Below are 13,112 nucleotides of genomic sequence, written 5' to 3'. Positions count from 1 at the left end.
AACTCTGGGACACTGGAGGGCGTGAATACCGTCGTACCCGCCCCGTCCACCTTCGAGCTGCCGGTCGAGGCATTCGAAGGGGTGGGGGATCGCGCGTTCGGGATCTACGTGCACGTTCCGTTCTGCGCCACGCGGTGTGGGTACTGCGACTTCAACACCTACACGGCGGGAGAGCTGGGCTCATCGGCGTCGCCGCAGTCCTGGTTGGAGGGCTTGCGACGAGAGTTGGACACCGCGGCAGGTCTGATACAGGCCGGTACGGGTCGCGTTCCGACGGCCGACACCGTCTTCGTCGGCGGTGGCACGCCGTCACTGCTCGGGGGCGACGGTCTGGCCGACGTCCTGGGTGCGGTCAGGTCCAGTTTCGGTCTGACCGACGGCGGCGAGGTGACCACGGAATCCAACCCGGAATCGACGTCGCCGGAATTCTTCGACCGGCTCCGCGACTCGGGCTTCACCCGCATCTCGCTCGGAATGCAGTCCGCTGCACCACATGTGCTCGCCGTGCTCGATCGCACGCATACGCCGGGTCGCGCGGTCGCCGCGGCCAAGGAAGCACGAGCGGCGGGATTCGAGCACGTCAATCTCGACCTCATCTACGGCACGCCCGGTGAGCGAGACGGCGATCTGGATCAATCCCTCGCCGCAGTTCTCGAGGCAGGCGTCGACCACGTGTCGGCGTACGCACTGATCGTCGAGGACGGAACGGCCATGGCTCGTAAGGTCCGCCGCGGTGAGCTACCGGCACCCGACGACGACGCGCTGGCATCCAGGTACGAGCGCATCGACACGGCGTTGAACGCTGCGGGCCTGTCCTGGTACGAGGTGTCGAACTGGGCCACCGACGCCGAAGCACAGTGCCGCCACAACATCGGCTACTGGGACGGCGGCGACTGGTGGGGCGCGGGGCCCGGCGCACACAGTCACATCGGCGGCACCCGGTTCTGGAACGTCAAACACCCGGCGGCATACGCCGATCGCCTGGCCACCGGGGTTCTGCCGGTGCACGGCAGCGAGTTACTCAGCGCCGAGGATCGACACCTCGAGGAACTGATGTTGACCGTCCGACTCCGAACGGGAGTGCCGATGAGTGTGCTCGGGCCTGCCGAGCGCGCCGCTGCCGAACAGACGGTCGCGGACGGGTTGATGGCGGCGCAGGGTGATCGTCTCGTACTGACCGACCGGGGGCGTTTGCTCGCCGACGCGGTGGTGCGCACTATCGCAGCCGCCTGAACAGTCTGTTTCAGGCGCTCAGTGCGTCGTAGTCGAACACCCTGGCGTGCAACACCGTTCGATTTCGCAGGGCCGCACGCACTGCGCGATGCAAGCCGTCCTCGAGATAGATGACACCACGGAACTGGACCGCGTGGGGGAACAGATCGCCGTAGAAGGTGGAGTCCTCGGACAGCAACCTGTCCAGCTCGAGCACCTTGGTGGTGGTGACTATCTCGTCCAGACGGAGCTGGCGCGGCGGGATTCTCGACCAGTCTCTGATGGACAGACCGTGCTCGGGGTACGGCTTTCCGTCACGAACACCTTTGAAGATCATCGCGAGCCTCGAGCCGCTGGACCGAATCGAAAGAACGTTTCCACTCGGACCACAGTAAGGCCTTGCACGAGCGTGCGTTCGCCGGCTACTAGACTCGAGCGACGATTGGAAACGAGAACGGAGGTGGGCACCGGATGTCGAGCACCGACGACAGGCGGTTCGAGGTTCTACGAGCGATCGTGGCGGACTACGTGTCCACCCAGGAACCCGTCGGTTCACGTGCCCTGGTCGAGCGCCACAACCTGGGAGTTTCCAGTGCAACGGTGCGTAACGACATGGCCGTGCTCGAGGCCGAGGGCTACATCGCCCAGCCGCACACCAGCTCCGGTCGGGTTCCGACCGACAAGGGCTATCGACAGTTCGTCGACCGAATAGCCGACGTCAAGCCGCTGTCGGCGGCCGAACGCCGTGCCATCCTGGAGTTCCTCGAGAACGGCGTCGACCTGGACGACGTGTTGCGACGCGGCGTCCGCTTGCTGGCTCAGTTGACCCGTCAGGTCGCCGTGGTGCAGTACCCCACGCTGTCGGCTTCCTCGGTTCGCCACCTCGAAGTGGTGGCGCTCACCCCGGCCCGGCTGCTGCTGGTGCTCATCACCGACTCCGGGCGAGTCGATCAGCGCATCGTCGAACTCGGCGACGTGATCGACGACGAGAACTTGGCTCGGCTGCGGCGTCTTCTCGGTGGTGCGCTGGAAGGCAAGCGGCTGGCGGCGGCGTCGGCTGCGGTGGCCGAACTCGCGGAGAACGCTCCGCCCGCGCTGCGCGACGCGATGATCCGATCGGCAACGGTGCTGGTGGAATCACTCGTGGAGCATCCCGAGGAACGCCTGGTTCTCGGCGGAACGGCCAACCTGACGCGCAACGCCGCGGATTTCGCCGGCGACGCGGGGTTTCCCGGATCGCTCCGGGCGGTACTCGAGGCGCTGGAAGAGCAAGTGGTGGTCCTCAAGCTGCTCGCCGTGACGCAGGACACCCGCACCGTCACGGTGCGCATCGGCGAGGAGACGCAGGTCGAGGAGATGCGCGGGACATCGGTGATTTCCACCGGGTACGGGTCGGCTGGCATGGTCCTCGGAGGAATGGGTGTTCTCGGGCCGACCCGAATGGACTACCCAGGAACAATTGCGTCGGTTGCCGCGGTTGCCAGGTACATCGGCGAGGTCCTGGCCGAGCGCTGAGACGAGCGAGAACCGATCGAACGCAGGCGGCGGGGGCACGGGCGGCCGGCACACAGCTTCATCGAACGAGATTCATCTTCTAGGACGAAAGAGACGACGTGGCACGGGATTATTACGGGACTTTGGGCGTCGGCCAGCAGGCGACGGACCAGGAGATCAAGCGCGCCTACCGCAAGCTGGCGCGAGAACTGCACCCGGACGTCAACCCGGACGAGGCCGCGCAGGCTCGGTTCAAGGACATCTCCACCGCATACGAGGTGCTCTCCGATCCGGAGAAGCGTCGCATCGTCGACCTGGGCGGCGACCCGCTGCAGCAGGGCGGCGGAGGCGGCGGCGGGGGATTCGGTGGAGCCGGATTCGGCGGCGGCCTTGGAGATGTGTTCGAGGCGTTCTTCGGGGGCGGCGCGGGCGGATCCCAGCGCGGTCCGAAGGGGCGCGTCCAGCCGGGCGCGGATTCACTGCTGCGTACCAAGCTCACCCTCGACGAGTGCGCCACAGGCGTGACCAAGCACATCACCGTCGACACGGCGATTCTCTGCGACCTGTGCACTGGCTCGGGCACCAACGGCGATTCCAAGCCGGTTCGTTGCGAAACCTGCGGCGGTGCCGGTGAAGTGCAGTCGGTGCAGCGCTCGTTCCTCGGCCAGGTCATGACCAGCCGCCCGTGCCCCACCTGCCGCGGCGCAGGCGAGACCATCCCCGACCCCTGCCGCAAGTGCGGCGGCGACGGTCGCGTCCGGTCGCGTCGCGACATCTCGGTCAAGGTGCCGGTCGGCGTGAGCAACGGCATGCGGATCCGGCTGGCCTCGCAGGGCGAGGTCGGTCCCGGCGGCGGACCCGCTGGAGACCTGTACGTGGAGATCGTCGAACAGCAGCACGAGGTGTTCGTGCGCGACGGTGACGACCTGCACTGCACCGTCCGCGTCCCGATGGTCGACGCCGCGCTCGGTACCTCTGTCAACATCGACGCGATCATCGACGGACCCACCGAGATCTCGATCGAGCAAGGGACACAACCGAATTCGACGACGGTGCTGCGTGGTCACGGTATGCCCAAGCTGCGCTCCGGCATTCGAGGCGATCTGCACGCGCACCTCGAGGTCATCGTGCCGACCAAGCTCGACAGCAAGCAGACCCATCTGCTCGAACAGCTCAGGTCGATGCGCGACCGCGACTCGGCGGAGGTCGTCACCACCGGTTCGGCGCACAGCGGCGGGCTGTTCTCGCGGTTGCGGGAAGCATTCAGCGGTCGCTGATCGATGGCCCCCACGGTCTTCTACCTCTCGCCCCTGCCGAACGTCGGCGAGCTCGCGGTGCTCGACGGCAAGGAAGGGCACCACGCCGCGACGGTTCGACGCATCCGCGTCGGCGAGCGGGTGCTCCTCGGTGACGGAGCAGGCGGCTTGGCAGATGCGATCGTCTCCGCAGCGGAGAAGAACCGACTGGAACTGACCGTGCAGTCGCGCAGCGAGATGCCGCGTCCCACTCCGGTGGTGACGCTAGTACAGGCGCTGCCGAAGGCGGACCGATCCGAACTCGCCGTCGAGCTGGCCACCGAGGCAGGCGTCGACGCGGTCGTGCCCTGGCAGTCCGCGCGATGCGTCGCACGGTGGGAGGGCCCGAAGGCAGCCAAGGGCGTCGCGAAGTGGCGCAGTACCGCAGCAGAGGCAGCCAAGCAGTCGCGTCGGGCATTCGTCCCCGAGGTCTCCGAGCTGCACGATTCGCGGGAGGTCAGCGCCTTCGTGCGCGGCGTCGTGGAGCGCGGCGGAATCGTGGCGGTGTTGCACGAGGCGGCCACCTCGGCGTTTCGGGATCTGCCGTTCGACTCGGTGCCCGAGGTCGTGATCGTCGTCGGACCCGAGGGCGGGCTCGACGACAGGGAGGTCACCGCGCTGACCGAGGCGGGTGCGACGCCGGTGGTGCTGGGCCCGACGGTACTGCGCACCTCGACGGCAGGAGCTGTGGCTCTCGGCGCGCTGGGTGTCCTGACCTCGCGCTGGACCCAACTACCGCCCGACTTCCAGAACTCGTGAGCGCGCGGATCAAGATCGAGTACGGCGATCACCCGGAGCAGTTCGGCCACCTCTACCTGCCTGCCGAGCCGATGGATCACCGGACGCCGGTGGTCGTGGTGGTGCACGGTGGCTTCTGGAGCGGACAGTACGGGTCCACTCTGGGTACCCAGTTCGCCCGCGCAGTCGCCGGAGCCGGAGCGGTCGCGTGGAACATCGAGTACCGACGCGTCGGCGCAGGTGGGCACTGGCAGGAGATGCAGTCCGATGTGACCGCAGCACTCGACGTGGTCGCCGGGGAACTGCAGCACCATGCCCCGGTCGGGATCGACGACGTCCGCGTCATCGGCCACTCGGCAGGCGGACACCTGGCTGTGTGGCTCGGCGGCGAGACCGGCACGAAGGTCCGCCCGTCGCGCATCGTCTCGCAGGCCGGTGTGCTCGACCTGGAACCTCGCGGTGCTGCGGGACGCACCAACCCAGCAGTCGAGGCGCTGTTGCAGGCCCGGTACGAGGACGATCCCGACCTGTACCGGTCGGCCTCACCCGCGGCCCGCGCGCCCATCGGCATCCCGACGATCGCCCTGCACGGATCCGAGGACATCCAGGTACCCGCGGCGCAGAGCGAGCGGTACGTAGCGCTGGCGCGCGCTGCCGGAGACGACGCGCGACTGACGATCGTGCCGGAAGAAGACCACTTCGCTTTCCTGAATCCCGATTCCCGGTGTTGGGCGCTCTCGCTCGACGCGGTGCTCGGTGCCACCAGCGAGTAATGGGAATGCGCATCGTTGCTGCGGCGTTAAACTCGATCCATACCAAGTGCGCGTCCGATAAGCCGACACCAGAGAGCAGGCCATAGCCACCACGTGAGTGAACACAGCGAATTTCCCGCCGAGCGTGACGTTCGGTCCACCTTGGAACTCGCCCCCGAAGCAGTGATGCCACTGCTGGGACAGTCCGACGAGAACCTGCGGGCGCTCGAACAGATGCTGACGGCAGATATCCACGTACGAGGAAACGCCGTGACGCTCACCGGAAAAGTGGCCGATGTGGCGCTGGCCGAACGGGTGATCTCCGAGTTGGCCGCGTTGGCCAAGCGCGCTCAGCCATTGACTCCCGATGCGGTGCGCCGATCGATCGCCATGCTCACCGAGGGCGTGTCGGATTCACCGGCCGAGGTGCTGAGCCTGGACATCCTCTCGCGTCGCGGCAAGACGATCCGCCCCAAGACGCTGAATCAGAAGCGGTACGTGGATGCGATCGACGCCAACACCATCGTGTTCGGTATCGGTCCCGCGGGTACCGGCAAGACGTACCTGGCCATGGCGAAAGCCGTGCAGGCACTGCAGACCAAGCAGGTCAGCCGCATCATCCTGACGCGTCCGGCAGTGGAGGCGGGGGAGCGGCTCGGCTTCCTTCCCGGAACGCTGCACGAGAAGATCGACCCGTACCTGCGTCCGTTGCACGATGCGTTGCACGACATGATGGACGACGAGGCGATCCCCAAGCTGATGCAGGCCGGGGTCATCGAAGTCGCCCCGCTCGCCTACATGCGCGGCCGCACGCTCAACGACGCATTCATCATTCTCGACGAGGCGCAGAACACCACCGCCGAGCAGATGAAGATGTTCCTGACCCGACTCGGATTCGGGTCGAAGATCGTCGTGACCGGCGACGTGACTCAGGTCGACCTTCCCGGTGGCGCGCGATCCGGGCTGCGTGCGGCGTCGGAGATCCTCACCGACGTCGACGACATCCATTTCGCGCAGCTCACCAGCAGCGACGTGGTGCGACACCGATTGGTCTCGGAGATCGTCGACGCGTACGAGCGGTTCGAGTCGACATCGGAAGGCGTCATTCCCAACAGGGCGCAACGCCGCACCGGTGGACCGCGTTCGGCGAGAAGATGATTCGGATGTACGAAAACGACAGGCAACGAGAGCGTGGGTAGTGGCTAGATGAGTATCGAAGTGTCCAACGAGTCGGGGATGGACATCTCCGAACCCGAGCTGGTCTCGGTCGCACGGTTCGCGATCGCCGGCATGGACGTGCATCCCGCCGCGGAACTGTCGATGGTGCTGGTGGATTCGGCAACGATGGCAGATCTGCACATGCGGTGGATGGATCTGCCCGGCCCCACCGACGTGATGTCGTTTCCGATGGACGAGCTCGAGCCGGGCGGTCGTCCCGACGCCCCCGAACCCGGACCGGCGATGCTCGGCGACATCGTGCTGTGCCCGTCGTTCGCCGCCGATCAGGCTGCTGCAGCTGGTCATTCGCTCGAGCACGAGCTGGCGTTGCTGACCGTGCACGGTGTACTGCACCTGCTCGGCTACGACCACGCCGAGCCGGACGAAGAGAAGGAAATGTTCGAGCTGCAGAACCGGCTGCTGGCCGAATGGTACGAAGACGCCAGGCGGGCAGAGCAGGCAGCCGAACAGGCCGCCCGCGATGCCCGGCTCCTCGGCAAGGCCGGTTTCGTCGACGGACTCGATCGATGACCTGCGTGGTCGAACAGCTGGAAGTGTGGGGTCGTAGCGCGTGAGCAGTGCTGTTGCGCTCATCGTGTTCGCAGTTCTTCTCGTGCCTCTCGGAGGCCTGTTCGCCGCCGTCGATTCCGCGCTGAACACGGTCTCGCGTGCGCGAATCGACGACATGGTCAAGGACGAGCGCCCCGGTGCCACCGGCCTCGTCGTCGTGGTCGGTGACCGCCCGCGATACGTCAACCTGATGGTGCTGCTGCGCATTCTGTGCGAAATCGGCGGCACCGTCTTGCTCGCGGGTGGCCTGACGCAGTTGATCGACTCCACCATGGCGTTGGTGATCACCGCGGTGGCCATGGTGTTGGTCAGTTACGTCGTGATCGGTGTCGGTCCGCGAACCCTCGGTCGGCAGAACGCGTACTCGATCGCGTTGGCGGCCGCTCTTCCGTTGCGTGCCCTCGGGTGGCTCCTCGGACCGATCAGCAGACTCCTCATCCTCATCGGTAACGCGATCACCCCCGGTAAGGGATTTCGCAACGGCCCCTTCGCCTCCGAGATCGAGCTTCGAGAACTGGTGGACATGGCCCGCGAGCGCGGCGTCGTGGCCGACGACGAACGGCGGATGATCCAGTCGGTGTTCGAGCTGGGCGACACCTCGGCCCGTGAGGTCATGGTCCCGCGCCCCGAGATGGTGTGGATCGAGTCCGACAAATCAGCAGGACAGGCCACCTCGTTGGCCGTGCGCAGCGGACACTCCCGCATCCCGGTGATCGGCGAGAACGTGGACGACGTGGTGGGTGTCGTCTACCTCAAAGATCTTGTGCAGCAGACGTATTACTCCACCGACGGTGGCCGCGGAGTGCAGGTGTCCGAGCTGATGCGTCCGGCCGTCTTCGTTCCCGACTCCAAGGCACTCGACAGTCTGCTCGCCGAGATGCAGCGCGATCGCAACCACATGGCCCTGCTCGTCGACGAGTACGGGGGCATCGCCGGGCTGGTGACCATCGAGGACGTGATCGAGGAAATCGTCGGCGAGATCGCCGACGAATACGATTCCGACGAGGTTGCGCCCATCGAGGAACTCGACGACGGACGCTATCGACTCTCCTCGCGGGTGCCGCTCGAGGACCTCGGCGAGATCTTCGGTATCGACATCGAATCGGAGGAAGTCGACACCGTCGGCGGACTCCTCGGCTACGAGCTCGGTCGAGTACCGTTGCCCGGTTCGCAGGTGATCACTCATGGCCTGCTGCTGCGCGGAGAAGGTGGAGCCGACCCCAAGGGCCGCGTCCGTATCGCCACGGTCCTGGTCGAGAAGCTCGAACCCGAAGAAGACTCCACCGAGGACGACGACTCGTCCGACGCCACTCGCCAACACTGAAATCTGGAGGTGCTCTTGTGTCCGAGCAGAACAACGGTGAGTTCCGATCCGGATTCGTCTGTTTCGTGGGCCGACCCAACACCGGCAAATCAACACTGACCAACGCGTTGGTGGGATCGAAGATCGCCATCACGTCCTCGCGTCCCCAGACGACGCGGCACACCATTCGGGGCATCGTGCACCGCGAGCACGCCCAGCTGATCCTGGTCGACACTCCCGGCCTGCACCGACCGAGAACGCTGCTGGGGCAACGTCTCAACGACCTCGTGCAGGACACCTACTCCGAGGTCGACGTCATCGGACTCTGCATCCCCGCGGACGAGAAGATCGGGCCCGGTGACCGATGGATTCTCGAACAGGTGCGGCACATCGCGCCCAAGACGACGCTCATCGGCATCGTGACCAAGATCGACAAGGTCAAGAAGGAACGCGTCGTACAGCAGCTGATGTCGCTGTCGAAGCTGCTCGGCGAGAATTCGCACGTCATTCCGGTGTCGGCCGAATCGGGCGAGCAGATCGAGAAGCTCGTCGATCTGCTGGCCTCCGAACTTCCACCGGGGCCGGCGTTCTACCCCGACGGTGAGCTGACCGACGAGCCCGAGGAAATCCTCATGGCCGAACTCATCCGTGAGGCCGCGCTCGAAGGTGTCCGCGACGAGCTGCCTCACTCGCTTGCCGTCGTCATCGACGAGGTCGTGCCCCGCGAGGGCCACGACAACATGCTCGACGTGCACGCGATTCTCTACGTGGAGCGATCGAGCCAGAAGGCGATCATCATCGGCAAGGGCGGTTCGCGACTCAAAGAGGTCGGCACGGCGTCGCGACTGCAGATCGAGAAGCTGCTGGGCACCAGGATCTACCTGGACCTGCACGTCAAGATAGCCAAGGACTGGCAGACCGATCCGAAGCAGATGGGCAAGCTCGGCTTCTGATCCCGTGGTGGGCTACGAGGTTTCGCTCACCTGGGTCCACCAGGGATCGGGGCGCTTACGGTGCCACTGCAGCACGTTCTCGAGTTGAGCGGCGACCGACACCAGGAGTGGCTCGGAGGATTCGTGGCCCATCAACTGCAGGCCGATGGGTAGGCCGGCGGCGGTGAATCCTGCGGGCACGTTCACGCTCGGCCAGCCGAGCACGTTCCACGGCCAGGTGTACGGGCAGTGTTCGGTGATGACCCGATCGGTATCGGCGTTGGAGATGCCGTCGATGGCCTCGATCCGCGGCGGCGGAGTAGCCGTCGTCGGGGCGAGCACGATGTCGTACTCGTCGAAGAACCGGCCGACGCGGCGTCCGATGCGTGGTTCGGCCGCACGGGCTGCGCGCAACGGGGCTCCGGCGAGTGCCCGGCCGCTCTTGGCGTTGGCCCGGGTCCTCGGGTCGGCGAGAGACGGATCGGGAAGGCGGTCGAGCCAGGTCGCCACGCCTGCCAGCGAGCGCGGTAAGAAGTTGAGCCCCAACAACATTCCGTACGCCGGGTCGTCGACGACCACGCGGTGTCCGAGCAATCGCAGCACCGCTGCCATCTCGTACGCGGCAGCGGCGATCTCCGGGTCCAGTGGTGCGGGCGTCGGGATGAACGGCTTGCGCAAGCTGAGCGCTATCCGCAGCGAACCCGGATCGCGCCCGACGGCGTCGGAGACGGTCAGCGGAGGCGGACGATGCAGATCTCCGTCGTGGCTGCCCGAGACCACATCGAGGAGCAGGGCTGCGTCGGCCACGGTACGGGCGAGCGGGCCGATGACGGTGATGCCGTTGAATGCCTCGGGCTCCGGCCACGACGAGATGCGTCCGCGTTGCGGCTTGATCCCCACCAGGTTCGTCCACGAGGCCGGAATCCGCACCGAGCCTGCACCGTCGGAACCCAGAGCGGCAGAGACCAATTCGGCAGCCACTGCTGCAGAGCTACCGCCCGAGGAGCCGCCGGGGGTGCGCTCGCGGTCCCACGGATTGCGGGTGTGCCCGAAGGTACCGCCGGTGAACGGCCACTGGCCGAGTTCGGGGCTGTTGGTCTTTCCGACGATGACCGCTCCGGCAGCACGCAGTCTGCGCACCACCTCCGAATCCGAGGTTGCGGGTGGAAAGTCGCCCGCGCAACCGAAGGCGGTCGGTTCGCCCGTGACATCGACGTCGTCCTTGACGGCAACGGGAACGCCGAGCAGGGGAGCGGTGGTGCCGTCGGCGCGCAGGCGATCCGCTTCGGCTGCCTCGGCGAGGGCGGCGTCGCGGCGCACGATGCGGAACGCGTTGAGCGTGGGTTGGCTCTTCTCGATGCGATCGAGTGATTCGGTGACCGCCTGTACCGACGTGATGCGACCCGACGCGAGAGCAGCAGCCTGGGCAACGAGAGTCGACCGATGAAAATCCACGCCTGCACAGTATCGACTCCTCGTCAGCGCGGGAACGGTCACCGCCGCAGCGCGCGTGGGACACTGGATGACGTGAGGCCATACCGTGACAACGCAGTCGTCCTGCGCCAGCACAAGCTGGGTGAGGCCGATCGCATCGTCACGTTGTTGACCAGGGAGAACGGAATCGTGCGGGCCGTCGCCAAGGGGGTTCGCCGCACCAAATCCAAGTTCGGTGCGCGGCTGGAACCGTTTGCGCACATCGACGTTCTGCTCTATCCGGGACGCAACCTCGACATCGTCACCCAGGTGCACACGGTCGACGCGTTCGGCGGAGACATCGTGGCCGACTACGGTCGCTACACCACTGGATGTGCGGTTCTCGAAACCGCCGAGCGGCTGGCAGGCGAGGAGCACGCACCCGCGCAGCGGCTGCATCAGTTGACCGTCGGTGCCCTGCGGGCCCTCGCGCAGCACGTCAGGCCTCCCGAACTGGTCCTCGACGCGTACCTGCTGCGCGCGATGGGTTTCGCCGGATGGGCTCCCGCACTGACCGACTGCGCGCGGTGCGCAGCGGTGGGGCCGCATCGAGCGTTCCATGTCGCTGCCGGTGGAGCCGTGTGCGTGCATTGCCGTCCGCCGGGATCGGCGACGCCGTCGAGCGGGGTTCTCGATCTGATGGTCGCGCTCGAGCGAGGGGAGTGGGACTACACCGTCACCACCTCCGACTCCGTCCGCAAGCAGGCCAGCGGACTGGTGGCGGCGCATCTGCAATGGCATCTGGAACGACAGTTGCGCACACTTCCGCTCATCGAACGCTCGCACCCGCATCAGGTGCCGCTGGCGCAACCTGACTCCGTGTTCGCCGACACCGTCGGGCAGGATGGGGACCGTGATTCGACGACGAGAGCCGCAACCCCGGCCTGACGAACAGTCGGCAGTGCGCCCTCCCGATCCGCATCCGTCGGGCGCTCGGCCGCCCATCCTGCAGCCGGAACTGATTCCTCGCCATGTCGCACTGGTGATGGACGGCAACGGTCGATGGGCACAGGATCGTGGTCTGCCGCGCACCGCGGGGCACGAGCAGGGCGAAGCGGTCCTCATGGACACCGTGTGCGGGTGCATCGAGATCGGGGTGCAGTGGTTGTCCGCGTACGCATTCTCGACGGAGAACTGGAAGCGCAGTCCCGACGAGGTCAAGTTCCTGATGGGCTTCAATCGTGACGTCATTCGTCGTCGACGCGACGAGATGAACGAGATGGGTGTCCGAGTTCGCTGGGCCGGCCGTCGACCGAGATTGTGGGGCAGTGTCATCAAGGAACTCGAAGTTGCCGAGGAGTTGACGAAGCACAACACCGTCATGACGTTGACGATGTGCGTCAATTACGGTGGCCGAGCCGAGATTGCCGATGCCACAAGGGAAATCGCTCGACAGGTGGCCGCAGGCAAGCTGAACCCCGAGAAGATCACCGAGGCCACCGTCGCCAAGTACCTCGACGAATCGGATATGCCCGACGTGGATCTGTTTCTGCGTCCGTCGGGGGAGCAGCGGACGTCGAACTTCTTGCTCTGGCAGTCGGCCTATGCGGAGTTCGTGTTCCAGAAGAAGCTCTTCCCGGATTTCGACCGTCGGGATCTGTGGGAGGCGTGTATCGAATACGCCTCGCGGGACCGACGATTCGGTGGAGTCAAATATGAGTGACATCGCGAACGGAGCGCCCGACGAGGGGCTTTCGTTGCAGGCCCGTGCCCAGTTGGCGCTCTCGCAGTTCGCGACGGTCACACTCGGTGACGAGGGTTCTCTCGGTTTCGACTACGCGGGCGCTCTGTGCTCGCTGCGTGCCGTTCGACTCTCGCCCGAACTCGAGGTGCTCTCGCTCACAGCTGTCCTGGCGTGGGACCGGCCGCTGAAGCCGGCTCTGCACAAGAAAGTTGCCGACCGCAACGCGGATTCGCAGTTCGGTGCGATCTCGGTCAACACCCATGACAAGCTCGCAGATGTGTTGTTGCGCTACACCTTTCCCGCGAGCGGCCTGGACGACGAGGCAATGTTGACGATGCTCATTCTGGTGCTCGCCGGAGTCGAGAAGGCCCGTGAGGGTCTACTGCCCTGATCCGTCAGCTAAGGTTTGCCTGTACTTACTTCCAGTAGAGGCGGATGCAA

At 65.9% G+C, this 13,112-nt stretch carries 14 protein-coding genes; 12 read left to right on the top strand and 2 right to left on the bottom strand.

Annotated features, from left to right (window positions below):
- Positions 1–21: 21 nt before the first annotated feature.
- On the top strand, positions 22–1,233 hold the full coding sequence (hemW, locus tag CH271_RS26725) for a radical SAM family heme chaperone HemW (protein WP_094635540.1): 1,212 nt from the start codon (positions 22–24) through the stop codon (positions 1,231–1,233).
- A gap of 10 nt (positions 1,234–1,243) precedes the next feature.
- Here the strand turns inward: hemW and CH271_RS26720 are convergent, their stop codons facing one another.
- Positions 1,244–1,549 (bottom strand): type II toxin-antitoxin system VapB family antitoxin, encoded by a 306-nt coding sequence (locus CH271_RS26720; protein WP_032379172.1) that lies wholly within the window; start codon positions 1,547–1,549, stop codon positions 1,244–1,246.
- A 134-nt stretch (positions 1,550–1,683) separates the two neighbouring features.
- Between CH271_RS26720 and hrcA the strand changes: the two genes are divergently transcribed.
- The 8 genes from hrcA to era all read left to right on the top strand — a co-directional run bounded on the left by hrcA (position 1,684) and on the right by era (position 9,535).
- A complete protein-coding gene (hrcA, locus tag CH271_RS26715) occupies positions 1,684–2,727 on the top strand; it encodes a heat-inducible transcriptional repressor HrcA (protein WP_037193069.1) in 1,044 nt (347 codons plus the stop codon).
- A 98-nt stretch (positions 2,728–2,825) separates the two neighbouring features.
- The gene (gene dnaJ / locus CH271_RS26710) at positions 2,826–3,983 is read left to right on the top strand and encodes a molecular chaperone DnaJ (protein WP_094635539.1); all 1,158 of its coding nucleotides are present in this window, start codon (positions 2,826–2,828) and stop codon (positions 3,981–3,983) included.
- Positions 3,984–3,986: 3 nt separating this feature from the next.
- Positions 3,987–4,760, top strand: coding sequence for a 16S rRNA (uracil(1498)-N(3))-methyltransferase (locus CH271_RS26705; RefSeq protein ID WP_094635538.1), 774 nt, complete (start codon positions 3,987–3,989; stop codon positions 4,758–4,760).
- On the top strand, positions 4,757–5,512 hold the full coding sequence (locus tag CH271_RS26700; protein WP_094635537.1) for an alpha/beta hydrolase family protein: 756 nt from the start codon (positions 4,757–4,759) through the stop codon (positions 5,510–5,512). Before CH271_RS26705 ends, CH271_RS26700 begins: the two co-directional genes overlap by 4 nt.
- Before the next feature lie 93 nt (positions 5,513–5,605).
- Entirely contained in the window at positions 5,606–6,649 is a 1,044-nt protein-coding gene (locus CH271_RS26695; RefSeq protein ID WP_032394544.1) for a PhoH family protein, read from the top strand.
- Between the two features lie 48 nt (positions 6,650–6,697).
- Positions 6,698–7,240: an rRNA maturation RNase YbeY gene (ybeY, locus tag CH271_RS26690; protein ID WP_032394543.1), complete on the top strand. Its 543-nt coding sequence runs from the start codon at positions 6,698–6,700 to the stop codon at positions 7,238–7,240.
- A gap of 40 nt (positions 7,241–7,280) precedes the next feature.
- Entirely contained in the window at positions 7,281–8,603 is a 1,323-nt protein-coding gene (locus CH271_RS26685) for a hemolysin family protein (protein ID WP_037193064.1), read from the top strand.
- Between the two features lie 17 nt (positions 8,604–8,620).
- Entirely contained in the window at positions 8,621–9,535 is a 915-nt protein-coding gene (gene era / locus CH271_RS26680; protein ID WP_037193062.1) for a GTPase Era, read from the top strand.
- Between the two features lie 12 nt (positions 9,536–9,547).
- Here the strand turns inward: era and CH271_RS26675 are convergent, their stop codons facing one another.
- Complete coding sequence (locus CH271_RS26675; RefSeq protein WP_094635536.1) at positions 9,548–10,969, bottom strand: amidase; 1,422 nt, start codon at positions 10,967–10,969, stop codon at positions 9,548–9,550.
- Positions 10,970–11,041: 72 nt separating this feature from the next.
- Between CH271_RS26675 and recO the strand changes: the two genes are divergently transcribed.
- Genes recO through CH271_RS26660 form a run of 3 tightly spaced genes read left to right on the top strand, consistent with a single transcriptional unit; the run spans position 11,042 to position 13,062 of the window.
- Complete coding sequence (gene recO / locus CH271_RS26670; protein ID WP_094635535.1) at positions 11,042–11,875, top strand: DNA repair protein RecO; 834 nt, start codon at positions 11,042–11,044, stop codon at positions 11,873–11,875.
- A complete protein-coding gene (locus CH271_RS26665; RefSeq protein ID WP_094635534.1) occupies positions 11,832–12,650 on the top strand; it encodes an isoprenyl transferase in 819 nt (272 codons plus the stop codon). The genes recO and CH271_RS26665 overlap by 44 nt, the downstream gene beginning before the upstream one ends.
- Entirely contained in the window at positions 12,643–13,062 is a 420-nt protein-coding gene (locus tag CH271_RS26660) for a hypothetical protein (protein ID WP_037193034.1), read from the top strand. Before CH271_RS26665 ends, CH271_RS26660 begins: the two co-directional genes overlap by 8 nt.
- Positions 13,063–13,112 lie beyond the last annotated feature (50 nt).

The sequence above is a fragment of the Rhodococcus sp. 05-340-2 genome, assembly GCF_002258915.1.
In the GTDB taxonomy this organism is placed as follows: domain Bacteria; phylum Actinomycetota; class Actinomycetes; order Mycobacteriales; family Mycobacteriaceae; genus Rhodococcoides.
The sequence above is the reverse complement of the archived record's forward strand: the minus strand, read 5'-3'. Positions and strand labels throughout refer to the sequence as shown.

Excerpts from the sequence above, each read along its gene's own strand:
- CH271_RS26720 (WP_032379172.1), bottom strand. The coding sequence starts at position 1,549 with ATGATCTTCAAAGGTGTTCGTGACGGAAAGCCGTACCCCGAGCACGGT.
- hrcA (WP_037193069.1), top strand. The coding sequence starts at position 1,684 with ATGTCGAGCACCGACGACAGGCGGTTCGAGGTTCTACGAGCGATCGTG.
- CH271_RS26705 (WP_094635538.1), top strand. The coding sequence starts at position 3,987 with ATGGCCCCCACGGTCTTCTACCTCTCGCCCCTGCCGAACGTCGGCGAG.
- ybeY (WP_032394543.1), top strand. The coding sequence starts at position 6,698 with ATGAGTATCGAAGTGTCCAACGAGTCGGGGATGGACATCTCCGAACCC.
- CH271_RS26665 (WP_094635534.1), top strand. The coding sequence starts at position 11,832 with ATGGGGACCGTGATTCGACGACGAGAGCCGCAACCCCGGCCTGACGAA.
- CH271_RS26660 (WP_037193034.1), top strand. The coding sequence starts at position 12,643 with ATGAGTGACATCGCGAACGGAGCGCCCGACGAGGGGCTTTCGTTGCAG.